Source organism: Paramaledivibacter caminithermalis DSM 15212 (assembly GCF_900142245.1).
Lineage (GTDB): Bacteria > Bacillota > Clostridia > Peptostreptococcales > Caminicellaceae > Paramaledivibacter > Paramaledivibacter caminithermalis.
Window position 1 is genome coordinate 32,122 of the sequence record NZ_FRAG01000004.1, and the last position, 22,264, is coordinate 54,385.

General features: G+C 31.2%; 22 protein-coding genes. 19 read left to right on the forward strand and 3 right to left on the reverse strand.

The window, feature by feature from the left end; genetic code table 11:
• Nucleotides 1-2 precede the first annotated feature (2 nt).
• The 5 genes from BUB36_RS02375 (at nucleotide 3) to BUB36_RS02395 (ending at nucleotide 5,420) form a co-directional block, all read left to right on the forward strand.
• Nucleotides 3-971, forward strand: a complete 969-nt coding sequence (locus tag BUB36_RS02375; protein WP_073146791.1) for an ABC transporter ATP-binding protein — start codon at nucleotides 3-5, stop codon at nucleotides 969-971.
• Between the two features lie 30 nt (nucleotides 972-1,001).
• A complete protein-coding gene (locus BUB36_RS02380; RefSeq protein WP_084111609.1) occupies nucleotides 1,002-2,732 on the forward strand; it encodes a sigma 54-interacting transcriptional regulator in 1,731 nt (576 codons plus the stop codon).
• A gap of 83 nt (nucleotides 2,733-2,815) precedes the next feature.
• Nucleotides 2,816-3,880, forward strand: a complete 1,065-nt coding sequence (locus tag BUB36_RS02385; RefSeq protein ID WP_073146792.1) for a M42 family metallopeptidase — start codon at nucleotides 2,816-2,818, stop codon at nucleotides 3,878-3,880.
• A 37-nt stretch (nucleotides 3,881-3,917) separates the two neighbouring features.
• On the forward strand, nucleotides 3,918-4,655 hold the full coding sequence (locus BUB36_RS02390) for a gamma-glutamyl-gamma-aminobutyrate hydrolase family protein (RefSeq protein WP_073146793.1): 738 nt from the start codon (nucleotides 3,918-3,920) through the stop codon (nucleotides 4,653-4,655).
• A gap of 27 nt (nucleotides 4,656-4,682) precedes the next feature.
• Nucleotides 4,683-5,420, forward strand: coding sequence for a DUF2161 domain-containing phosphodiesterase (locus tag BUB36_RS02395; protein ID WP_073146794.1), 738 nt, complete (start codon nucleotides 4,683-4,685; stop codon nucleotides 5,418-5,420).
• A gap of 46 nt (nucleotides 5,421-5,466) precedes the next feature.
• On the opposite strand, the gene BUB36_RS02400 is transcribed toward BUB36_RS02395, so the two are convergent.
• Nucleotides 5,467-5,988, reverse strand: coding sequence for a QueT transporter family protein (locus BUB36_RS02400; RefSeq protein ID WP_073146795.1), 522 nt, complete (start codon nucleotides 5,986-5,988; stop codon nucleotides 5,467-5,469).
• 682 nt (nucleotides 5,989-6,670) lie between these two features.
• Here BUB36_RS02400 and BUB36_RS02405 point away from each other — a divergent pair.
• Nucleotides 6,671-8,347, forward strand: a complete 1,677-nt coding sequence (locus BUB36_RS02405; RefSeq protein WP_084111617.1) for a DEAD/DEAH box helicase — start codon at nucleotides 6,671-6,673, stop codon at nucleotides 8,345-8,347.
• A 125-nt stretch (nucleotides 8,348-8,472) separates the two neighbouring features.
• Here BUB36_RS02405 and BUB36_RS02410 read toward each other — a convergent pair whose 3' ends face one another.
• Nucleotides 8,473-8,832: a DUF3899 domain-containing protein gene (locus BUB36_RS02410; protein WP_073146796.1), complete on the reverse strand. Its 360-nt coding sequence runs from the start codon at nucleotides 8,830-8,832 to the stop codon at nucleotides 8,473-8,475.
• Between the two features lie 381 nt (nucleotides 8,833-9,213).
• Between BUB36_RS02410 and BUB36_RS02415 the strand changes: the two genes are divergently transcribed.
• The 5 genes from BUB36_RS02415 (at nucleotide 9,214) to BUB36_RS02435 (ending at nucleotide 15,297) form a co-directional block, all read left to right on the forward strand.
• Entirely contained in the window at nucleotides 9,214-11,001 is a 1,788-nt protein-coding gene (locus tag BUB36_RS02415; protein WP_073146797.1) for a peptide ABC transporter substrate-binding protein, read from the forward strand.
• 206 nt (nucleotides 11,002-11,207) lie between these two features.
• Complete coding sequence (locus BUB36_RS02420) at nucleotides 11,208-12,155, forward strand: ABC transporter permease (protein WP_073146798.1); 948 nt, start codon at nucleotides 11,208-11,210, stop codon at nucleotides 12,153-12,155.
• Complete coding sequence (locus BUB36_RS02425; RefSeq protein ID WP_073146799.1) at nucleotides 12,155-13,276, forward strand: ABC transporter permease; 1,122 nt, start codon at nucleotides 12,155-12,157, stop codon at nucleotides 13,274-13,276. The genes BUB36_RS02420 and BUB36_RS02425 overlap by 1 nt, the downstream gene beginning before the upstream one ends.
• A gap of 18 nt (nucleotides 13,277-13,294) precedes the next feature.
• Nucleotides 13,295-14,347: an ABC transporter ATP-binding protein gene (locus BUB36_RS02430; RefSeq protein ID WP_073146800.1), complete on the forward strand. Its 1,053-nt coding sequence runs from the start codon at nucleotides 13,295-13,297 to the stop codon at nucleotides 14,345-14,347.
• Nucleotides 14,347-15,297 carry an ABC transporter ATP-binding protein gene (locus BUB36_RS02435; protein WP_073146801.1) on the forward strand — a complete coding sequence of 317 codons (951 nt, stop codon included), beginning with the start codon at nucleotides 14,347-14,349 and terminating at the stop codon, nucleotides 15,295-15,297. Before BUB36_RS02430 ends, BUB36_RS02435 begins: the two co-directional genes overlap by 1 nt.
• A gap of 146 nt (nucleotides 15,298-15,443) precedes the next feature.
• Here the strand turns inward: BUB36_RS02435 and BUB36_RS02440 are convergent, their stop codons facing one another.
• Complete coding sequence (locus BUB36_RS02440) at nucleotides 15,444-15,749, reverse strand: spore photoproduct lyase family protein (protein WP_073146802.1); 306 nt, start codon at nucleotides 15,747-15,749, stop codon at nucleotides 15,444-15,446.
• 190 nt (nucleotides 15,750-15,939) lie between these two features.
• On the opposite strand from BUB36_RS02440, the gene BUB36_RS02445 reads away from it, so the two are divergent.
• The 8 genes from BUB36_RS02445 (at nucleotide 15,940) to BUB36_RS02480 (ending at nucleotide 22,031) form a co-directional block, all read left to right on the forward strand.
• Nucleotides 15,940-16,536 carry a coiled-coil domain-containing protein gene (locus BUB36_RS02445; protein ID WP_073146803.1) on the forward strand — a complete coding sequence of 199 codons (597 nt, stop codon included), beginning with the start codon at nucleotides 15,940-15,942 and terminating at the stop codon, nucleotides 16,534-16,536.
• A 154-nt stretch (nucleotides 16,537-16,690) separates the two neighbouring features.
• Complete coding sequence (gene acpS / locus BUB36_RS02450) at nucleotides 16,691-17,077, forward strand: holo-ACP synthase (RefSeq protein WP_073146804.1); 387 nt, start codon at nucleotides 16,691-16,693, stop codon at nucleotides 17,075-17,077.
• A gap of 55 nt (nucleotides 17,078-17,132) precedes the next feature.
• Nucleotides 17,133-18,698, forward strand: coding sequence for a bifunctional ADP-dependent NAD(P)H-hydrate dehydratase/NAD(P)H-hydrate epimerase (locus BUB36_RS02455; protein WP_073146805.1), 1,566 nt, complete (start codon nucleotides 17,133-17,135; stop codon nucleotides 18,696-18,698).
• Complete coding sequence (locus tag BUB36_RS02460; RefSeq protein ID WP_073146806.1) at nucleotides 18,695-19,141, forward strand: CBS domain-containing protein; 447 nt, start codon at nucleotides 18,695-18,697, stop codon at nucleotides 19,139-19,141. Before BUB36_RS02455 ends, BUB36_RS02460 begins: the two co-directional genes overlap by 4 nt.
• A 185-nt stretch (nucleotides 19,142-19,326) precedes the next feature.
• On the forward strand, nucleotides 19,327-19,947 hold the full coding sequence (locus BUB36_RS02465) for a LolA family protein (protein ID WP_073146807.1): 621 nt from the start codon (nucleotides 19,327-19,329) through the stop codon (nucleotides 19,945-19,947).
• A gap of 25 nt (nucleotides 19,948-19,972) precedes the next feature.
• Nucleotides 19,973-21,148: an alanine racemase gene (alr, locus tag BUB36_RS02470; protein ID WP_106406465.1), complete on the forward strand. Its 1,176-nt coding sequence runs from the start codon at nucleotides 19,973-19,975 to the stop codon at nucleotides 21,146-21,148.
• Between the two features lie 252 nt (nucleotides 21,149-21,400).
• Nucleotides 21,401-21,679 carry a CopG family ribbon-helix-helix protein gene (locus BUB36_RS02475; RefSeq protein WP_073146808.1) on the forward strand — a complete coding sequence of 93 codons (279 nt, stop codon included), beginning with the start codon at nucleotides 21,401-21,403 and terminating at the stop codon, nucleotides 21,677-21,679.
• A complete protein-coding gene (locus tag BUB36_RS02480) occupies nucleotides 21,648-22,031 on the forward strand; it encodes a type II toxin-antitoxin system PemK/MazF family toxin (protein ID WP_456299437.1) in 384 nt (127 codons plus the stop codon). The genes BUB36_RS02475 and BUB36_RS02480 overlap by 32 nt, the downstream gene beginning before the upstream one ends.
• The last annotated feature ends 233 nt before the right edge of the window (nucleotides 22,032-22,264 follow it).

The following is a 22,264-nucleotide window of genomic DNA, read 5'->3' on the forward strand; positions in this document are numbered from 1 at the left end:
TAATGGCAAAGCCTCTATTAGAAGTTAAGAACTTAAAAAAATATTTTCCTGTAAAAAAGGGTATTCTTAATAAAAAAGAAAAATTTGTTCGTGCAGTTGATAATGTTTCCTTTGAGATATACAATGGTGAGACTTTAGGGCTTGTAGGAGAAAGCGGATGCGGAAAATCCACAACGGGTAGAATGTTATTGAAACTAATTGAACCTACTGATGGACAGATAATTTTTCAAGGTAAGGATATTAGTAAAATGACAGATGATGAAATTAGGCCATTAAGAAAAGATATACAAATGATATTTCAGGATCCATATGCTTCATTGAATCCTAGAATGACAGTTGGAGAAATAATTGCTGAGCCTCTTATAGTTCATAATATGTATAAAGATAGTGAAGAAATGAAAAAGCGTATTCATGAACTTCTAGGCATGGTAGGATTAAGCTCATATCATTCAGTGAGGTATCCCCATGAATTTAGTGGTGGACAAAGACAAAGAATTGGTATTGCAAGAGCATTAGCAGCTAAGCCTAAGCTTATTATTGCAGATGAACCAGTATCTGCCTTGGATGTATCTATTCAGTCTCAGGTACTAAATCTAATGCAGGATTTACAAAGAGATTTGGATCTTACATATCTTTTTATTGCCCATGATCTAAGTGTTGTTGAACATATAAGTGATAGAGTTGGAGTAATGTATTTAGGCAAAATAGTAGAAATAACTGATAAAGATACATTGTATGATAATCCCTTGCATCCTTATACACAAGCATTATTGTCAGCTGTACCTATACCTAATCCAAGAATAAAAAAGAAAAGGATAATATTAGAAGGAAATATACCAAGTCCATTAAATCCACCGAGGGGATGTGCTTTTCATACTAGATGTAAACACGCTAAAGACATATGTAAAAAGATAGCTCCAGAATTCAAGGAAGTAGAAGATAGACATTTTACTGCTTGTCATTTATATTAATTTATTAAAACATTTAAGGATGTGAAATTGTTGATTAAAAGTAAATTAGTTGTTATTGCAATTCAAGAATTTTATGCAAAGAAGATTAGTACCCAACTAAGGGTAATATTTGGAGATATTGTATCTGTAAGAGCAATGACAATTAAAGACTTAAAGTCAAACGTTATTGGAGACGATGAAATAGTATTAATATCAGGAAAATTAATAGAACCACTTATTAAGCCCTTTATACCTAAAGATACAGAATGTTTAATCATTGAAAGAAGTATAAATTTTTATAAAGCAAAGGAGCTTTTATCAATTCCATCGGGCAGTAAAATATTTGTTGTAAATGACACAAGGAAGAATACAGATGAAGTAGTTGAGGAGCTTAAGCAAAGTATTGGTAGACATGAGTACATACCATATTATCCTAACTCAAATTTCAAGGGAAAAATAGATATTGTGGTAACTCCAGGTGAGAGGGCTATGATACCTGCTGGAATTAAAAAAGTCATTGATGTAGGATATAGAATAGCTGATATATCAATAGTAATTAGGCTTTATGAGTTGCTTGGTATTAAATTAGACTATTCTATAATCTGTAAAAAATACATTAAGTCATTGTTTGTTCTATCAGAAGAAACACAAATGGATATTGAGAAAAATAGAATAAATTCTTCAAAGAAATATATGGCAAAATCAACATTTAAAGATATTATAACATATAGTAATGAAATGAAAAAACTAATAAAAGTCACAAAAAAATTTGCTTTGTCTGATGAACCAATTCATATTATTGGTAATGTTGGAACAGGTAAAAGCATGTTAGCTGAAGCTATTCATAATTATTCTTATTTTAAAAATGGTCCTTATGTTAGTATAAATTGTGAATCTAGAACACCAGAGGCAATGGAAAAGGAATTATTTGGATATAATGACAAGGGTATATATATAAAGGGGCTATTTGAGATAGCTCAAAATGGTACACTATGTATTGAAGAAGTTGGAGAACTTACTTTAGAAGCACAAGCTAAATTAATACAATTTCTACAGGAAAAGAGAGTTTATTGTGCATGGAATCCTTTATCGATTCCTGTAAATTTAAGAATAATTACTACCAGTACAGTAGATATAAAAAAGCTTGTAAATAAAGGATTATTTAAAAAGGAGCTTTATTACCTACTGACAAGAATGATTTGCATAATTCCACAATTAAAGGATAGAAAAGAGGATATGGAAATTTTAACCTATAAATACTTAAGAGACAATCTTAACAGACATGATATTAAGTTTACAGATGATACTATGGAAATCTTACGTCAATATACTTGGGATGGAAATGTCAAGGAATTATTCAATGTATTAACATATATTGCTTGTAGTGAAAAAAGTATAATTACGCCAGAAGACTTACCGTTTTTTACTAAAGCATGGAATAAAGATAAAAAAGATAATAACATAAATAACAAATATGATATTAATATAAATGAAATAATTAGAGAGATAGAAAAACGAGGTTTTTTAGAAGAAAGCTTAGAAATTTTAAGAGTATTTTTAGAAGGTAAGAAGAAGCATTGTTCCTATGGAAGAGCCACTCTAAGGCAGCTTCTTCTACAAAGAGAAATTGTATTAACTGATCAACAGCTTAGACTTAGACTAGAAATTTTGAATAATTTGGATTTGATTTTAGTTAGACCTGGAAGAGCAGGAACAACAATTTCTAGAGAAGGAGAAAAGTTTTTGGAACTATACGATAGTTTAGGAACTAAAGAGGAATAATACAATGTGACTTCCTTGTTTATTAAATTTACTTAATGATGATAAAAATATTGAAAATAATAAAGGAATTGAGGAGATGAATTATGAATTTAGAATTGATTAAAGAATTATCTAATGCTAATGGTATATCAGGTTTTGAAGATGAAGTGGTTGATGTGATCAGGAAATATACGGAAAACTACTTAGATATAAAAGAGGATTCACTTAGGAATCTATATCTTTATAGAAAAAAAAATGATGGCAATAAGCCAATTGTTATGATAGATGGTCATTCTGATGAGGTTGGATTTATGGTACAGTCTATTAAAGCCAATGGGACTATAAAGTTTATTGCTAGTGGTGGCTGGGTATCCCAAAATATTCCTGCCCATAGGGTTAGAATCAAGAACTCTGAAGGAAAATATATAATTGGAGTAGTTGCAACTAAACCACCTCATTTTATGACAGAATCAGAAAAAAATAAGACTTTGGATATTTTAGATATGGTTATAGATATTGGAGCCACATCAAGAAAAGAGGTATTAGAGGATTTTAAAATAGAAATAGGAGCACCTATAATTCCCGATGTTGAATTTAGACATAATGATATAAACGATACAATAATAGGAAAGGCTTTTGACAATAGATTAGGATGTGGGCTGGTAATAGAGGTACTAAAGGAATTACAAAATGAAGAACTAGATGTAAATGTAGTGGGAACAATTTCTACTCAAGAAGAAGTTGGAATGAGGGGAGCTGTTATTACTGCAAATACAGTTAAACCAGATGTTGCCATTGTATTTGAAGGAACGCCAGCCGATGATACATTCAGAGATGAGTTTGAGGCTCAATCGGTTTTAAAAAAAGGTCCTCAAATAAGGCATAGAGATAGATTGATGATTTCAAATCCTAGATTTACAAAATTTGCTAGAGAAATAGCTAAAAACTTGAATATTGATTTTCAGGATGCAGTAAGATTAGGTGGAGCTACAAATGGAAGCAAGATTCATTTATCAAATGCGGGAGTGCCTACAATTGTAATTGGCGTTCCTGTAAGATATATACATACCCATGAAGGAATTTCAGCAATAAAGGATTATGATGATGCTATAAGGTGGGTAATTGAGATTATTAAGGCACTCAATAAAGAGATTATTTATAAATTTTAAAAAATAACTTTCCTCATATTTAGAAAGGATAATGAAAATGAGACCAATTATTGGTATAACAACATTTTGGGAAAACAAGAATAGACCTAGAAAATTATATAACCTTGTAAGTCATAATTATATAAGATCAGTACAACTAGCTGGTGGTATTCCTATATTGATTCCATTGATTGATGATAAAAGGGCTATAATAAATTATTTGAATATGATAGATGGCATAATTTTTACTGGTGGAAATGATATTTCTCCGTTGATTTATGAAGAAAATCCTATTCAACAGGTTCAAACTATATGTGAAGAAAGAGATGAATTTGAAATAGAGCTTTTTTTAGAAGCTCTTAAACTAGATATGCCCATTTTAGGTGTATGTAGAGGAATGCAGCTAATCAACGTTGCAATGGGTGGAACGTTGTATCAGGATATATATTCACAAAGAAAAAATTCTTTAGGGCATTTTCCACAGAACACACCTGTACATAATCTTTACCACAATATAAGGATAAATCCTGAAAGTAAGCTTTTTGACATATTTAAAAAAACTGAAATGAAGGTAAACTCTTTTCATCATCAAGGGGTAAAAGAGGTTGCTGAGTCATTAGAGGAGACTTCATGGGCAGCTGATGGTACTATCGAAGCCATAGAACATATTAATAAAAATTTTGTGATAGGTGTTCAGTGGCATCCAGAAGATTTGACAATACACCATCCAATATTCTTAAAGCTATTTGAGGCACTCCTTGAGGAAGCAAATAATTATCGTATCAATAAAAATTAATATTATCCTATGATTTTGGAGGAATTGATGGCTAATGACACTTCAAAGAAAATATTAGAAAAAGATTTATATGGACCTATTAGTAGTTACCTAAGGAATCAAGGCTATAAGGTTCAAAGTGAAGTTAAGGACTGTGACATTGTGGCTCAAAAGGGTGAAGAAATAATCATTATTGAACTTAAGAAAAGTATAAGCTTAAGGCTGCTTATACAAGCTACAAAGAGGCAGAAAATAACCAATGGGGTATATATAGCTATACCTAAACCAAAGAACTTTAAATGGAGCAAGCATTGGAAGGACATATGTAATCTGATAAAACGTCTAGAGATAGGGCTTATAGTAGTATCTTTTTTAGAAACTACAACAGAGGTTGAAATAGTTTTCCATCCATCGGTTTATGAACATAAAAAAAGTAATAGGATGAAGGAAAGCATAATTAGAGAAATAAATGGACGATCTGGGAGCTATAATATAGGTGGTAGTGTTAAAGAAAAAATTATGACAGCCTATAGAGAAAATGCCATACATATAGCTTGCTGTTTGGAAAAATATGGACCACTTTCACCTAAAAGGCTAAGGGAGCTTGGTACAAGTGCTAAAACCCAAAGTATTCTTTCAAAAAATTTCTATGGATGGTTTGAGAAGGTTGATAGAGGAATATATAAGCTTCATCCAGAAGGTAAGAAAGCTTTGGGGAACTATGGCGAAACAGCTAAGTATTATAGAAAAATCATAGGTGAAAAGAAGGAAGATTGGGATTATTAGGATATAAAAAGCCTTAACATTGTCTTTATGTTAAGGCTTTTAATTACTATTTATTATCTTTACTTAATACAAGTATGTCTAGAAAATTTTCCCTAGATAATATACTTCTGAATATTATAGTACCTATAATACTTACTACTACAAATTCCCCTAAAGCTACGTAACCTGCTGATATCCAAAAAGGAAGATTAAGCACATAGTTTAATTCCCAGCCTATTATTAATCCATTAAATATTGCTGGCCATAGGCTTGCTATTACTAATGCTTTAAAATTATTACCCAAAACTTTTCGGGTTTGATAAATTGCAGTAACAGCTAAAAGTGTAGCAAATGAGCCTGCAAATATATCAATTACTCCTAGGGGACTGCCTAGATTAGCAATAATACATCCAATTACAAGTCCTGGTATATAAAGGGAATCTATAAAAGCTAGTAATACTAAAATTTCTGCAATTCTAAATTGTAGGTCGCCGTAGCTTAGGTAAGGCAGTAAGAATACAGTTACTACTGCATAAATAGCAGCAACAACTGCGTTTTTAACTAAAGCATTTGTAGAAAATTTTTGCATAAAAAGAACTCCTTTCAACATAATATATATGTTTCCCAGAGCCACTTAAGAGACAAAAATAAAATATTTTGCTCTTGTTTTTTTTGAAGTGGGTACCAAGAAAACACTTATCGATTATTTGAGAAACTTGCATAATTAACACTAATAGTTTTGAAATACAATATGTAGATAGCTTTATTGACTCTTTCTATTACATTTTGCATTTAAAAATTTTATAAATGTATTATGCAATTTCTTCATTTATTATAGCATATAAGTAAAGTTTGTAAAGTATTAAATTTATCCAAAGGGGAAAAATAAATATGATTAAGATTCAGAAAAAAATAGTAAAAACACAAAATAAATAGTATAATAGAAAAAGTTGCTTTGTTTATAGATTTCCCATAGTAAAACTTAATTTATGTATATCAAAATATCCAGAGCTTTTGGGAATTTTTGATATGTATAAATTAAAGTTTTTACTTAAATTCCTATAAGAAGAAACATCAATAAAGGGCTTAATAAATGAAAAAGAGCGTAAATGAGCTTTAATACAATAAATTTTTTCTAGTTACAATTAAGTTTTTAAGGCGAAATTGGCTAAAACATTTCCTTATCTTTTTCATTTATTTCTAATAACTATGTGGTAAGCAATAATCACATAAGAATGGGAAAGCAAAATATTAAGAAAAGGAATGGTAAAATGGATAAAATTAGATTTGAAGAGCTTAATTGCTCAGAAGAAATTAAAAAAGCAGTGAAAGATATGGGTTTTGAAGAGGCTACACCTATTCAAACCATGGCAATTCCCTTGGTGCTACAAGGGAAGGATGTAGTCGGACAGGCTCAAACAGGGACTGGCAAAACAGCAGCCTTTGCAATACCAGCCATAGATATGGTGGATTCTGATAAAAAAGAAACCCAAGCATTGATACTTTGCCCTACTAGAGAGCTAGCTGTTCAAGTGGCAGAGGAGCTTGCTAAAATAGCGAAGTATAAAAGGGGTATTAGAACACTTCCAATCTTTGGTGGACAGCCTATTGATAGACAGATTAAGGGGCTTAAAAGGGGAGTTCAAATTGTAATTGGGACACCAGGTAGAGTTATGGATCATATGAGAAGAAAGACATTAAAACTAGAGAATCTAAAAATGATGATACTAGATGAAGCCGATGAAATGCTCAATATGGGATTTAGAGAAGATATCGAAACTATATTGGAAAGTGTAGGGGAGGAAAGGCAAACTCTTTTATTCTCAGCTACAATGCCAAAGCCTATTATGGAAATAATACATAAATATCAAAAAAACCCTGAGATAGTAAAGGTAGTTCATAAGGAACTTACTACTCCAAATATAAACCAACTATATCTTGAAGTTAGGGAAAAGGATAAGCTTGAAGTATTGACAAGATTAATAGATATGTATAGCCCTAAGCTTTCCTTAGTATTTTGTAATACAAAAAGAAAGGTAGATGATATTACTGATCTTTTACAATCTAGAGGCTATGCGACAGATAAAATCCATGGAGATATGAAACAGTCTAAAAGAATACAAGTTATGGATAAATTTAAACGTGGAGATGTGGAGATATTGGTTGCTACTGATGTTGCTGCTAGGGGATTAGATATCGATGATGTAGAATCTGTATTTAATTATGATATGCCAACCCATGAAGAATACTATGTTCATAGAATAGGAAGAACAGGGCGTGCAGGTAGAACTGGCAGTGCTTTTACATTTGTAACAGGAAGAGATTTCTATTTATTAAGAAACATTATGAAGTATACAAAAAAGAAAATAAAGAAGCATCCAATACCTACTATTAGTGATATAGAGACAATAAAGACAAGTATTTTCCTTGAAAAACTTAAGAAAAAAATTAATGAGGGCAAGCTTGAAAAATATATCAAGGTTTTAGATGATTTAATAGAAGATGATTTCTCAGCTATTGAGGTTGCGGCAGCCCTTTTAAAGATGGAGCTTGAAATGAAGTATGCTAAAGAAGTAGATATAAAACCTGATAAACCATATAAAGGAACTAATGCTAAAGAAGAAGGCATGGTTAGGATGTTTATAAATATAGGGAAAAACAAAAAGATTAGACCTCAAGATGTTGTTGGGGCGATAGCTGGAGAAACTAGTATTTCAGGAAAAAGAATTGGAGATATAGATATACATGAAAATTATACCTTTGTAGAAATACCTGAAGAATATGCAGATGAAGTTCTTTCCATAATGAGTAAAAATACTATAAAGGGTAATAAGATAAATATTGAACCAGCAACTGGTAAGAAATCTAAGGGTAAGAAAAAGAAAAAAAATATAGAAAGAAAGGCTACTAGAGATAAAGGTAGAAAAGTAAAGCTTAAGAAAAAATAGAGTGAAAAAGGGAAGCATTGATGAAAAAGGAATCTGGAAAATAAAGGAAGATTCCTTTTTTAATGCAAATTTTCAATATAAAAATATAAAGGCAAAGGGCATCATATTATACATTTTGTTTTCTGTTATTTTCCAATAAAAGCAAGTAATACAGATATACAAAGTAAAGGAATAGAAAAAATATAGAATATTGAATTATTCCATTTATTAGAATTATCCTTGTTAAAGAATTCATAAGGCTCCATTAAGGAATCCTTATCCTCAAAACCTTTTTCAATTAAGAGTTTTTGCTTTTTCTTATAATTATTATACCTAATAAGCTTAAATAACCCAACGTTTTTTACGTGCATAATCAAAGCAATGATTAGATAAGTAATTCCTAAAATAAAAAAAGCGTTTGAGAGTTTAAATAAAAGTAATGAAACCTTACTAGCAATAAGATAGGTTAAGGTAAATACTATTGTTATTAAGCTTAATATTTTCATGAAGACCACCTCTTAAATCATAATTATATAATCTTTACAAAAAAAAAACAATGACTATAATTTTTTGAAGCATGTAAATGAATTAATTTTTATATATTTTTTAATGGGGATGAAAGAAAAATGGAAAGGTTGATCAAAATATTAACAATACATAAAAACTTTTATAAAAAAAATATATGATATATCAAAAAAATATTGTATAATAACTTTGAGCCCTAGAATATAATAGTCGAATGTTAATAATTTAGCAAAAAATTTTTCTGTAACTGTAATTTTAGGGAAATATTAATTTTTTGCTAATGTAAAAAAAGACAGTGTTAACATTATAAGGGTGTTTTTTATTAATGCTAAAATTAAAAATTTTTTAAGGAGGGTCTATTTATGAAGCGTTTTAAGAAAATTTTAGCTTTATTACTTGCAATTTCTATGGTTGCAGTTGTTTTTGCAGGATGTGCAAAACAAGGAGCTAAGACACCAAAAGCAAATCAAGAAGAAAAAAAAGTGGAAGAAAACAAAGAAGCACCAAAGGGGTCAAGGGTATTTAGATTTGCAGATTCAAAGGTAGCAACTTTTAATCCCCATATTTATAAAACTGTACCTGAAAGAGAGTCTATGCTCCTTTTTAATGGTACTTTACTAAGAATCGTAATGAATGAAGCTGGAGATGGATATGAGATATTTCCTAATCATGCAAAAGCATTTCCAGAGAGAAGCGAAGATGGTAAAGTATGGACATTTAAAATCAGAGAAGGCTTAAAATTCGATGACGGGACAATTATCAATGCTAAAACATATGAAGAATCATATAAACTACTTTTAGATCCAAAGCTTAAGAACCCAAATTCAACTGTTTTTTATAAAGATATGTTTGTTGTAAATGCTAAAAAATACTGGGACGGAGAAGCTAAGTGGGAAGAAGTAGGTATAAAGGCTATTGATGATTATACACTCGAGATTACACTTGAGAGTGCGGTTCCTGAAACAACTATCTTAGATGCATTTATCTTTCCAACTACTTCACCTGTGCATGTAGAAATGTATACATCCCTTATGAATGAAGAAAAGACTGAAACAAAATACGGAACAGATTTTGACAAGATTCCTAAATCTACTGGTGGACCATATATATTAAAGGAATGGGTAAGGGATCAATATAGAAACTTTGAAAAGAACCCAGATTCACCTTTAGCTTCTGTTTATAAAGTAGATAGAGTTGAAATAAGAGCTATAGAAGATAACGAAACTATACTTCAGTTATTTGAAAAAGGAGAGCTTGATTATGTTAAGCTTCTCGGAGCTAAATATGACAAGTACGAGGAGGACCCAAGGGTAGATTTTACACCAGCTACCACTGCTATGTTTATAATCCTTAATACAGAAAGTAAAGATAATCCAGCATTACAAAATCTAGATTTTAGAAAAGCACTTCATTACGGTATAAACAGAAATGTTATTGCCAAGGACATATATAGAACAGGAAAACCTGCAAATTACTATCTACCTAGCTCGTACATAGCAGATTTTAAAACAGGAGAGTCATATAGATCAACACCTCAAGGGAAAGAAGTTGAAGCTTATACAGAAGTATTCAATGCTGATAAAGCTAAGGAGTATTTTGATAAAGCATATAAAGCAAATGGTAGCAAGAAGATAAACTTTGAAATAGCTTACTTTGATACAAATGAAAACGTTAAAAAGATTTCTGAGTATATGGAAGAAGCATATGAGAATCTATTTGGTGCTGATAGAATAGATGTACAATTGAAGGCTATTCCATGGCAAGTATCATATGATAATGTAGAGAAGGGAGATTATCAAACTGGCTTCGCATTTTGGAGCGGTTCGAGGTTTGAACCATGGGGAATGATGGAGTTCTTTATTAGTGATCCAGGTAGAAAATATAACACCTATAGGAATCCTGAGTTTGATAAACTTTATGAAAGAGCTAAAACAGGAGATTTGATTTATGATAAAGAAGGAAGAATAAATGCTTTAAGAGATATGGAAAAAATGGTTATGAATGATTTGCCAATTATCCCTTTAGTAGAGGTAAATATACCAATTATGTTCTCAGACAGAGTGAAGCTACATTCAGCAAATGGAAAATATTTCCCAGCTGGAGGTTTATATCAAGTTTTACAAGCTGATATAGAGCCATTAGAAGAATAATAATGAGCTATTATTAAGAATAGTGCTTACAGTAGTATTATTACTGTAAGCACTCTACTATGAAAATACAACTTAGTTTGGCTAACGAAAGCTTGGACTGATAGTATATATAAAGTCTGATAAATTTAATTGTCAGACTGAGGTTAATTTGGTATGTTCTTAAGTCATACATGTTTATTATTTGTCACTGGGAGGAGTAGTTTGATATGTTAAGATATATAGTCCAAAGGTTAATAGCGATGGCTATTACCTTTTTTATAATCATAAGTATATCCTTTTTTATACTAAGATTAATGCCTGGGAGCTTTGCTGATGATCCTACTTTACCTAGGGAAGTAGTTGAGCAACTAGAAGATAAATACCATCTTAATGAGCCTTTAATTATTCAGTATGGATACTTTTTAAAGGATGCCGTAAAACTAGATTTTGGAGTATCACTGAAGGTAGAACCAAAACGTACTGTAGGGGAGATTTTAGCTTCCAAGATTCCAATTACTATGCAGCTTAATTTGTTTGCGATGTTATTTATGATTCCTATTGGAATTATACTAGGGATAATAGCCGCTATTAGAAAGAATAGAATATCAGACCATTTAATTTCTGTAGTGGTTGTTCTATTTATTTCAGTGCCATCCTTTGTTTTTGCTTCAGGACTTCAATATATTGTTGCATTTAAATGGAACTTGCTTCCTACGGTACTTTCTAAAGAACAAGTATTAAATTGGGCTAGATTTAAATCTATGATTCTTCCAATATTAGCCTTATCATTTTCAGGGATAGCTACTATAACAAGATATGTTAGATCTGAGCTTTGCGAGGCACTTAATTCAGAGTATATGCTTTTAGCAAAGTCCAAGGGTCTTACTCAGTTGCAGGCAACAATAAGACATGCTATGCGCAACTCCTTTGTACCACTTGCAAATATCATTATACCAATATTTACAAGTATATTATTTGGATCGTTAGTAATAGAAAAGATATTTGCCATACCAGGTATGGGGGGAGTATTGATAAATGCTATAAATGCCAAGGATCATACTTTGACTATAGGACTTCTTTGTTTTTATTCAGTAATAAGTCTTATGACGGTGTTAATTGTTGACTTATCATATGGAATAATAGATCCTCGTATTCGTATTGGAGGTAGGAAGTAATGAAGAATGAAAAGGATATAAAGCTAACAGAAAGAGATTTTGAGTTTGTACAGCTTGAGGAAGATATAAAGGATCAAAAATTTGAAGGAGAAGCTATTGGGTTCTTTAAAGATGCATTTATGAGATTTAGAAAGAATAAGGGTTCTTTAGTGGCTTTTATATTCATAGCTATAATAGCATTTTTTTCTATTTTTGGGCCTGCAATGAATGAGTATAGCTTTAGAGAACAAAATCCAAAGCTTACTTTTATGCCACCTAGGATTCCTGGCATTGAGAAATTAGGTATTTTTGATGGTTCTATAGAAAGAAATCTTAGGAAGACTAGTCTTGAAACTAAATATAAGGATTCTATAGTTAAAGTAGTTAGAGAATATGAAGAACGTGGAACTGAGATGGTTGTAGCTAGAGTGAATATGTACAAATATAAGGGTGTAGAAGATAAATATTTTTGGTTTGGTACTGATTATCTTGGAAGAGATCAATGGACAAGGCTTTGGAGAGGAACTAGGATATCGTTTGCTATAGCACTACTAGCAGTTACAGTTAACCTTGTTATAGGAGTTGTCTATGGTTCTATTTCAGGCTATTATGGTGGAATGATTGATGTTGTAATGCAGAGGATTGTAGAGATACTTATATCTATACCTAGATTCGTAATCATTATACTATTCCTGCTTTATATGGGTGCTGGAATTGTTCCTATAGCTTTGTCCTTAGTGTTAACAGGTTGGGTAGGGATGAACTATCTTATAAGAGCACAGTTTTATAAATATAAAGGTCAGGAATATGTTTTAGCATCTAGAACCTTAGGGGCAACCGATAGTAGACTTATATTTAGACATATTCTTCCAAATGCCATTGGACCTATTATAACAAGTGTTACCTTTGCTGTGCCTGTAGCTATATTTAGTGAATCTTTCTTAGCTTATTTAGGTTTGGGGATTCAAGCACCAGAACCATCGATTGGAGTTTTATTAGCAGAAGGGCAAAAAGAATTACTTAACTACCCTCATTTGATTTTATTTCCTGCTATAGTAATTTCTATTTTAATGATTTCATTTAACTTATTCGGTAATGGTCTAAGAGATGCCTTTGACCCAACTTTAAGAGGACAAGAATAGAAATGGGGGGATTATGATATGAAAAATCAAGAAAAAATATTGCAGGTTAAAGATTTATATATAACTTTTAATACTTTTTCTGGAAAGGTTCATGCTGTTCGTGGTGTGAATTTTGATTTGTATAAAGGTGAAACTTTAGCTATAGTTGGGGAATCGGGTTCGGGTAAATCTGTAACAACAAAAACTATAATGGGGATACTCGCAAAAAATGCAAATAAAGAGTCAGGTCAAATTCTTTATAAAGATGATGATTTAATGAAATATACTGAAAAGAATTACAATATGATAAGGGGGACAGAAATATCCATGATATTCCAAGACCCTATGTCATCCCTTGATCCAGTTATGAAAATAGGTAAACAAATAACAGAGACCCTTAGACTAAAGTATGGAGTTAGTAAACAAGAAGCAAAGGAAAAGGCTATAGGATTAATGAAGGCTGTAGGAATTCCCGAGGCTGAAAAAAGATATAATCAATACCCATTTCAATTTTCAGGTGGAATGAGACAAAGAATAGTTATAGCAATAGCCCTTGCTTGTGACCCTGAGATTCTTATTTGCGATGAACCTACAACAGCACTTGATGTTACTATACAAGCACAAATACTTGAACTTATAAAAGATATGCAAAAAAATCGTGACTTATCTGTTATATTTATTACCCACGACTTAGGTGTGGTTGCCAATGTTGCTGATCGTATAGCAGTTATGTACGCAGGTAAAATAGTCGAATATGGTACAACCGATGAGATATTTTATAATCCAAAGCATCCATATACATGGAGTCTGCTTGCATCTATGCCTGATATGGATACCGATGATAAGGATGAACTTTTTGCTATAGCAGGAGCTCCTCCTAATATGGTTCATCCACCAAAGGGAGATGCATTTGCAGCTAGAAACAAATATGCTATGAGAATAGACTTTGAAAAGCAGCCTCCTATGTATAAGGTTAGTGATACTCATTATGCTGCTACATGGCTACTTCATCCAGATGCACCTAAGGTTGAAATGCCAAAAATTCTTAAGAAACGTATAGAAAGACAGAAGAGAAGGGCAGGTGAAAAATAATGGGCAATACAAATAATACACCAGTTTTAGAGGTGAAAAATTTAAAACAATACTTTACTAGTGGAAGGGGAAAGAACAAGATAACTGTAAAAGCTGTAGATGATATTAGCTTTAATATATATAAAGGAGAAACCTTTGGGCTTGTTGGAGAGTCAGGCTGTGGGAAAACCACAACTGGACGTTCCATAATAAGGCTTTATGACCCAACAGGAGGAGAAGTTTACTTCAATGGAAAGTTGATATCAGGAAAGCTATCTAAACAACAGCTTAGAGAAGTAACTCGTGGGATACAGATGATATTCCAAGACCCTATTGCTTCGCTAAATCCTAGGATGACTGTTAAAGAGATTATAGGAGAAGGACTTAAAATAAATAATATGTGTAAATCAGAAGATGAAATGATGGAGATGATTTATGATATACTTGAAACAGTAGGTCTTACAAAAGAGCATGCTGGTCGCTATCCCCATGAATTCTCAGGTGGACAAAGACAGCGTATAGGGATAGCAAGAGCCCTTATAGTAAAGCCTGATCTTGTTATAGCTGATGAGCCAATATCAGCTCTTGATGTATCCATACAGGCGCAGATTCTTAATCTTTTAAATAGATTACAGAAAAAGCTAGGACTTACTATATTATTCATTGCCCATGATTTATCGGTAGTTAAATATTTCTCAGATAGAATAGGTGTTATGTATTTTGGTAAGCTAGTGGAATGTGCAAGGTCTAAAGACTTGTATAAAAACCCTCTTCATCCTTATACAAAATCTCTACTTTCAGCGATACCACTTCCAGATCCTAGTTATGAAAGAAATAGAAAGCGTATATTCTATGACCCAAGTGTCCATAACTATGGATCAGAAAAACCAGAGCTTCGTGAAATAACTCCAGAACATTTTGTACTTTGTTCTAAAGCAGAGGCAAGGCAATATAGGGAAGAAATAAAATAGAATATATAAGATGATAAGTCCTTAGACGCATATTATACAGTGTGGATAGGGACTTGTTTTATTGTATAGGAACTGAAACATTTTTTGCAAGAAATTGCATAGCTAAAACAAAGTAAAATAGAGAGCTAGAAGGAAAATTAAAACTATTACCAGTAAAATATTGGTACAAATTGTTTTCTTTTAAAACTTATTATAAAGCTTCTAGTACTTGCAACTTGGAACTTAAAACGCACCCTACGGGTGCCTTTGTCCGTTCCTACTATCAGTGTTTTCTTTGCAGCAGCAAATTTAGCCTTTTCATTTTTACCAAGCATATCCCTGACTTGATTATGTGATGTAGTATTTAGTATTTCAATATTATTCTTTTCACAATAATTATATGTTTTTTGATTTAAGGGATATTCTAGGGCTAAAGGCTCAAAATATACTCTATCTGGTACCAAAGGTTTCATAATAAAACTCCTTTCATGTTTAAATATGGCTTGAATTATTGGTCACTACATATAATTTTTACAAATATCTATGATATATTCATACATTATATTTATCTTATATGAGGACTAAAGATGTTTGACTAATTTGACGAAAATGTAGATGGGAGTATAAGTATGAACTAACAAAATTGTAGGAGAGATAGCATATATGTTAAGAGAAATACAAATTGATGAAAAAATAATTAAAAGAAATAAAATACCTATTCTAATTAAAGATAAGCATTGGCGTAAATTATTTAATGAAAATTCCACAAAGAATATGAAAAGATTATCAGATAAATTAGAGAAATTGATTAGTGAAGAAAAGGAAATCACTAAATTGTTAAAGGAAGCAAATAAAGAGAAAAAAATGTTAATGAATAAAATCCTTAAACTTTCAGATGAAGCCAATTCTAATAATAATACGGCTGCTTTAGATGCACTTGAAAATACAAGAAATAAGATATTAGAGGTCAATGACAGAATAGATGAATTACAGTTTCGATTGGAAATGCTGCCCAAAGAAATATATGATACTAATTTAGAATTACTTAAAGAAACTATAGCTATTTCATATGAAGATATTATTGAGGGTAGAAAGAGAGTTAGTTATTTAGACAAAGAAATTAAGGATATAAGGAAAAAATTAGGAGAAATGTGGGAGGAAAAATTCACAAAAGAAAATAGGATTAATGATCTTTACTTATACTTACATGGTACATTAGGACATGAAGAAACGGATAAATTAGATAGAAAATTTTTATGATACATGGTAAATGCCTTCAAGAAACTATATTTCTGGAGGTTTTTTTTATTTGATTAATTGGGTATAATTTAAATAATTAATCAGCTATGCTAGTATTAAAATTTCCATAGCAAAAACTAGCACAATAAGTTAATTAATAAAGGAGAAAATATAGATGATTAAAGGAACAGGAATAGATATTATCGAAATAGAGAGAATAAGTAAAGCAGTAAAAAATCAAAGATTTGTTAAAAGAATTTTCACAAAAAATGAAATAGTGTACTTTAAAAGTATAAACAATAATATATATACTATTGCAGGAAACTTTGCTGCTAAAGAAGCTGTTGTAAAGACTTTTGGAACGGGAATTAGAGGATTTAAATGGACAGATGTAGAAATAATTAGAGATAAACTGGGAAAACCGATGGTTATTTTATATGGTAAGGCTAAAGAAATAGCCGAGGAAAAAGGGATATCAAATATTGAATTATCAATATCCCATTGCAGACAATATGCAGTGGCTCAAGCTATAGGCATAGAAGACAACAGAGAAATTCAATAATGTGAGAACCTCAATCTGAGCCTTAATCTTAATCTCAAATTTAGGTGGTGATAATTTGAAAGTAGCTTTGAGTGATGAAATGAAAATGATTGATAGAATTGCTATAGAAAAGTACGGAATACCTGGAGTTGTGCTCATGGAGAATGCAGGAAAATCTGTGGTTGATGAAATAATTAAGGAGTTTGGGTTTAATGCAAATTTTACTGTAGTATGCGGTAGAGGCAATAATGGCGGAGATGGCTTTGTTATAGCAAGGCATTTGTACGATAAGGGATTTAAAGTAAAAGTTTTTATTGTAGGAGATATGAAGGGCATTAAAGGAGATTCGTTAATAAATCTCAATATAATTATTAACATGGGTGTTGATATAAGGGAGATTATAAGTGATGATGATCTTATGAAGCTAAAGGAGACTGTTATTGATTATCCTATAGTTATTGATGCACTGTTTGGTACAGGACTAAATAAAGATGTTCAAGGTATAAGAGAAAGGATTATTAATATTATTAATAGATATAGCAAATACACTTTTGCTGTTGATATTCCATCAGGAATAGGAGGAAACGATGGTAAAGTATATAAAGCAGCCATAAGAGCTAATAAAACCATCACTTTTGCTCTGCCAAAGTGTGGTAATTTAATTTATCCTGGAGCAGAATATAATGGTAAACTTATAATTAAGAATATAGGTATACCCAATAAAATTATTGAAAATATTGAATTAAGCCATAATTTAATAGATTTAGGCATTATAAAATATAATTTACCATCGAGAAGGAAGAATACCCATAAAGGAAATTATGGTAAGGCCAATATAATTGCTGGCTCATCAGGAATGACTGGAGCAGCCATTTTGACATGCAAGTCAGCTCTGAGAACTGGTCTAGGGCTGCTTAGACTATATATAGGGGAAAGCTTAAATCATATAGTTAAAACAAGTATACCAGAAATTATTACCGTTCCACTTAGGGAAATTAGAAAAGGTGTAATAGGAATAAACCATATTGATAGAATTATAAGCGACACAAAAGAAGCAAGCGTGTTGACTATTGGTCCAGGATGTGGAAATACAGCTGAGGTTTCTGAGATAATAAAGCAAGTAATAGCCAATGTAGAAGTTCCCATAATATTAGATGCGGATGGATTAAATGGTTTATCAAAAAATATTGAATGGCTCTCTGAAAAAAAGACAAAAATAATTATTACACCCCATATAGGTGAAATGTCAAGATTAACAGGGATAGAGATAGAAGAAATACAAGAAAATTTAATTAAAGTTGCAAGGGACTTTTCACAAAATTGGGGAGTCATAGTTGTTTTAAAGGGAGCAAGTACTATAATAGCTTCACCTGAGGGAGAAGTGTTTATAAATATAAAAGGAAATCCAGGCATGGCTACTGCTGGAAGCGGAGATGTACTTACGGGTATCATAACTGGGCTTGTTGCTCAAGGCTTAGATCCTCTAGAGGCTGCTGTAACAGGGGTATATATCCATGGAGTTACAGGAGATAGGGTTGCCCGTGATAAAGGAGAATATGGATTATTAGCAGGAGATATGGTTGAATGTATTGCATATACCATAAAAGATATTGTGGAAAAGACGAAGGGAGATAAAATATGAAAGCTAGAGATATTATGAATAGGGATGTTATATCTGTTAAAGCTGAAGATAATGTAGAATATATTGTTCAAATCTTACTTAACAATAAGATTAGTGGGGTTCCTGTTACTGATGAAGAAGATAAGGTTGTAGGAATAGTTAGTGAGTCGGACTTAATATATCCTGAAAAAAGCTTACACTTACCAGCTTTTATTCCTATTTTGGATGGTATCATTTTTTTAGAAAGCTTTAAAAAACTGGAGAAGGAAATTAAGAAAATGACCGCATATCAAGTTAAGGATGTTATGGTTAAAGATGTTATAACTGTAAAAGAAGACACTGAGGTACAAGAGATAGTTAATATTTTATTAGATAAAAAAATAAATAGAGTACCTGTGGTAAATGAAGAGGATAAGCTAGTAGGAATTATAACTAGAAGTAATATTTTAAGGCATATTTATTAGGTTAAAACGTAAAATTAAATAAAAGACTATAATGATTTATAAGCTTTAGTTATTATCATATAGATTATAGAAAATTTTTTGTTGCTTAATATTTATTAAGGACTAAAAGAATGACTATAATTCTTAATCTTAATCTTAACCTAAAGATGCGTTATCACACGCCTGTATTCTTGGAGGAGGTATCTTTGAACAATAAGCTATTTATAACAATTATTTTCATCATTTTGCTGTTTGCTGGATGTAGTGAAAAAACAGATGAAGAATTGTTTTATGAAGCTCAAAAGAAGATAGTTAGTTTAGATACTTATACATGTACTGCTAATATTACAGTATATGGGAATAAAAATCCTCAAAAGTATACTGCTCGCCATTGGTTTGCGGCTCCCGATAAGTATAGAATAGAGATAGAAAATCCAGAGAGTTTAAAAGGCAAAACAACTATATACAATGGGAAAAGAGCATGGATTTGTCATCCTAGGATAGGTCAGGATTGGCTAATGGAGAATTTCTCATCTTCAAGGGAGCAGAAAATTTTTATAGGTTATTTTATACATAATTTCATAAATACAGAAACTGCAAAGGTAAATAGAAAGATTATAGATGATAAAGAATACATATTACTACAAACTGATATTCCAGGAAATCATCCGTACTTCAATAAAGAGATACTTTGGTTTGATATAAAAAAGTATTATCCTGTCATGCTTCAAGTTTTAGATGTAAATAATAAAGTAAGAATAGATGTAAAATATCTAAATTTTCGATATAATGAAGATATAGATGATAAAATATTTACAATAGAATAAGTTTTATGACAATTGGAGGGATAATATGCAAAGGATGAATGAATTAAGACCAGTGTGGGCAGAAATCAATCTTGATAACTTAGCACATAATATGAGAGAAGTTAAAAGAGTTGTTAAAGACGGTACAATGATTACAGCAGTAATTAAAGCAGATGGATACGGACATGGAGCTGTACAGATAGGTAAGACTTTACTTGAAAATGGGGCTGATAGATTTGCGGTAGCAACTTTGTCGGAGGCTATACAGCTTAGAAAAAGCTATGAAGATATTCCAATTCTTATATTAGGTTATACTCCTAGTGAAAGTGCAGATATCGTTATAAAAAATAATATAATCCAAACTATCTATACATATGATCAAGCCGCTATATATTCTAAAAAAGCTAGACAGTTGAATAAAGAAGTTAAAGTTCATATAAAAATTGATACTGGGATGAGCCGATTAGGAATGAAACCTACTAAAGAAACTGTTGAAACAATAAAAAAAATTAACAAATTACCAAATATGGTAGTCGAAGGAATGTTTACTCATTTTGCTGTTGCAGATGAAGTGGAAAAAGAATTTACGTATGAACAAGCACGAAAATTCAAGTTCATATGTGATGAAATCGAAAAAGAAGATATTAATATTCCAATAAAACATGTATCAAATAGTGCTGCAATAATAGATTTACCAGATTTGAACTATAATATGGTTAGAGCAGGTATTATGCTATATGGATTATATCCCTCTGATGAAGTAGATAAAAACAGGGTAAACTTAAAAGAGGTTATGTCTCTAAAGGTAAAGATATCACATGTTAAAGAGGTTGAAGCAGGAATCGGGATTAGTTATGGATTGATATATAAAACAGATAAACCGACAAAAATTGCAACATTACCTATAGGGTATGCAGATGGATATACAAGGCTACTGAGCGGCAAGGCCAAGGTCTTAGTGAAGGATAAAAAGGTACCTGTAGTTGGGAGAATATGTATGGACCAATGTATGATTGATGTTACAGGAATTGATGTTAACAGAGGAGATATTGTTATATTATTTGGTAGTAATGGCAATAATTCCATAAGTATTGATGAAGTAGCCAAAGGTGTAGATACAATTAACTATGAAATAGTATGTATGATAAGCAAAAGAGTTCCTAGGGTGTATGTAAAAAATAATCAGATAGTTGATATTTGCGATTACCTTTTGAAACTTTAAGGGAAAAATTATTTAATCCCTTTATATAGTTATAGTGAAATAAACTAAGGGGGTAATTTAAAAAAATTATAAAATATGAATTTATAGTTTATTTGTATAAAACCTTGAATAGATTGACACACTTATATTAAATAGTATATAATATTGATATCTATGAACATCATATGAACAATTGTTTCCATTTATAATTTAGTTTATAAAAGATTACATAGTTTTTATAAATCTTATTTAAATTTCTCCTGGAGGTGCAATATGGCCCAAAAAAAGAGGATAATGGTATACGTCCCAGACGCACTACTCGAAGAAGTTGACTACATAGTAAAGTTAGAAAAGAGAAATAGAAGTGAATTTATAAGAGAGGCCATGAAAGCCTATTTGAGGGAGAGAAAAAGAATGGAAATGAGGGAATATATGAAAAATGGATATAAAGATATGGCACCTATAAATTTGATCTATGCAGAGATGGGTATGGATGTAGATTTTAGTTGTCTTAAAAAATATGAAGAAGAGCTTGCTGCGGAGTGTGAGTAGATTGATAATTCGAAGAGGAGATGTATTTTACGCAGACCTAAGTCCAGTTATTGGTTCAGAACAGGGAGGTGTGCGACCAGTACTTGTAATTCAAAATGATATAGGAAATAAATATAGTCCCACAGTGATTATTGCTGCAATAACTTCGCAGATTAATAAAGCCAAGCTACCTACCCATGTTGAGATAAATGGAAAGCAATATGGATTGCCAAAGGATTCTGTAATACTCTTAGAACAAGTTAGAACTATAGATAAAAGAAGATTTATTGAAAAAATCTGTAAACTTGATGAGGACATGATGAATAAAGTCAATGAAAGTTTAATGATAAGCCTAGGGCTTATTGAATTATAAAATAGAAACATATACATAAATAGATTTTATGGTTTAAAATAAAATTTGGAGGATTTAGATAGCAACCCTTTATTATTCTAGAATAATAAAGGGTTTGTCTTTTTCTTGTTGCTAAGGAACTTAAACTTTTTTTGTAAGAAATTGCATAGCTAAAACAGAGTAAAATAGAGGACTAGAATGAAAATTAAAACTATTACCAGTAAAATACTGGTGTAAATTATTTTCTTTTAAAA

What these genes read in the sequence shown, in the direction of transcription:
- BUB36_RS02375 (WP_073146791.1), top strand. Translation starts at nt 3, where the DNA reads ATGGCAAAGCCTCTATTAGAAGTTAAGAACTTAAAAAAATATTTTCCT.
- BUB36_RS02385 (WP_073146792.1), top strand. Translation starts at nt 2,816, where the DNA reads ATGAATTTAGAATTGATTAAAGAATTATCTAATGCTAATGGTATATCA.
- BUB36_RS02390 (WP_073146793.1), top strand. Translation starts at nt 3,918, where the DNA reads ATGAGACCAATTATTGGTATAACAACATTTTGGGAAAACAAGAATAGA.
- BUB36_RS02395 (WP_073146794.1), top strand. Translation starts at nt 4,683, where the DNA reads ATGGCTAATGACACTTCAAAGAAAATATTAGAAAAAGATTTATATGGA.
- BUB36_RS02400 (WP_073146795.1), bottom strand. Translation starts at nt 5,988, where the DNA reads ATGCAAAAATTTTCTACAAATGCTTTAGTTAAAAACGCAGTTGTTGCT.
- BUB36_RS02405 (WP_084111617.1), top strand. Translation starts at nt 6,671, where the DNA reads ATGGATAAAATTAGATTTGAAGAGCTTAATTGCTCAGAAGAAATTAAA.
- BUB36_RS02410 (WP_073146796.1), bottom strand. Translation starts at nt 8,832, where the DNA reads ATGAAAATATTAAGCTTAATAACAATAGTATTTACCTTAACCTATCTT.
- BUB36_RS02415 (WP_073146797.1), top strand. Translation starts at nt 9,214, where the DNA reads ATGAAGCGTTTTAAGAAAATTTTAGCTTTATTACTTGCAATTTCTATG.
- BUB36_RS02420 (WP_073146798.1), top strand. Translation starts at nt 11,208, where the DNA reads ATGTTAAGATATATAGTCCAAAGGTTAATAGCGATGGCTATTACCTTT.
- BUB36_RS02425 (WP_073146799.1), top strand. Translation starts at nt 12,155, where the DNA reads ATGAAGAATGAAAAGGATATAAAGCTAACAGAAAGAGATTTTGAGTTT.
- BUB36_RS02430 (WP_073146800.1), top strand. Translation starts at nt 13,295, where the DNA reads ATGAAAAATCAAGAAAAAATATTGCAGGTTAAAGATTTATATATAACT.
- BUB36_RS02435 (WP_073146801.1), top strand. Translation starts at nt 14,347, where the DNA reads ATGGGCAATACAAATAATACACCAGTTTTAGAGGTGAAAAATTTAAAA.
- BUB36_RS02440 (WP_073146802.1), bottom strand. Translation starts at nt 15,749, where the DNA reads ATGAAACCTTTGGTACCAGATAGAGTATATTTTGAGCCTTTAGCCCTA.
- BUB36_RS02445 (WP_073146803.1), top strand. Translation starts at nt 15,940, where the DNA reads ATGTTAAGAGAAATACAAATTGATGAAAAAATAATTAAAAGAAATAAA.
- acpS (WP_073146804.1), top strand. Translation starts at nt 16,691, where the DNA reads ATGATTAAAGGAACAGGAATAGATATTATCGAAATAGAGAGAATAAGT.
- BUB36_RS02460 (WP_073146806.1), top strand. Translation starts at nt 18,695, where the DNA reads ATGAAAGCTAGAGATATTATGAATAGGGATGTTATATCTGTTAAAGCT.
- alr (WP_106406465.1), top strand. Translation starts at nt 19,973, where the DNA reads ATGCAAAGGATGAATGAATTAAGACCAGTGTGGGCAGAAATCAATCTT.
- BUB36_RS02475 (WP_073146808.1), top strand. Translation starts at nt 21,401, where the DNA reads ATGGCCCAAAAAAAGAGGATAATGGTATACGTCCCAGACGCACTACTC.
- BUB36_RS02480 (WP_456299437.1), top strand. Translation starts at nt 21,648, where the DNA reads ATGAAGAAGAGCTTGCTGCGGAGTGTGAGTAGATTGATAATTCGAAGA.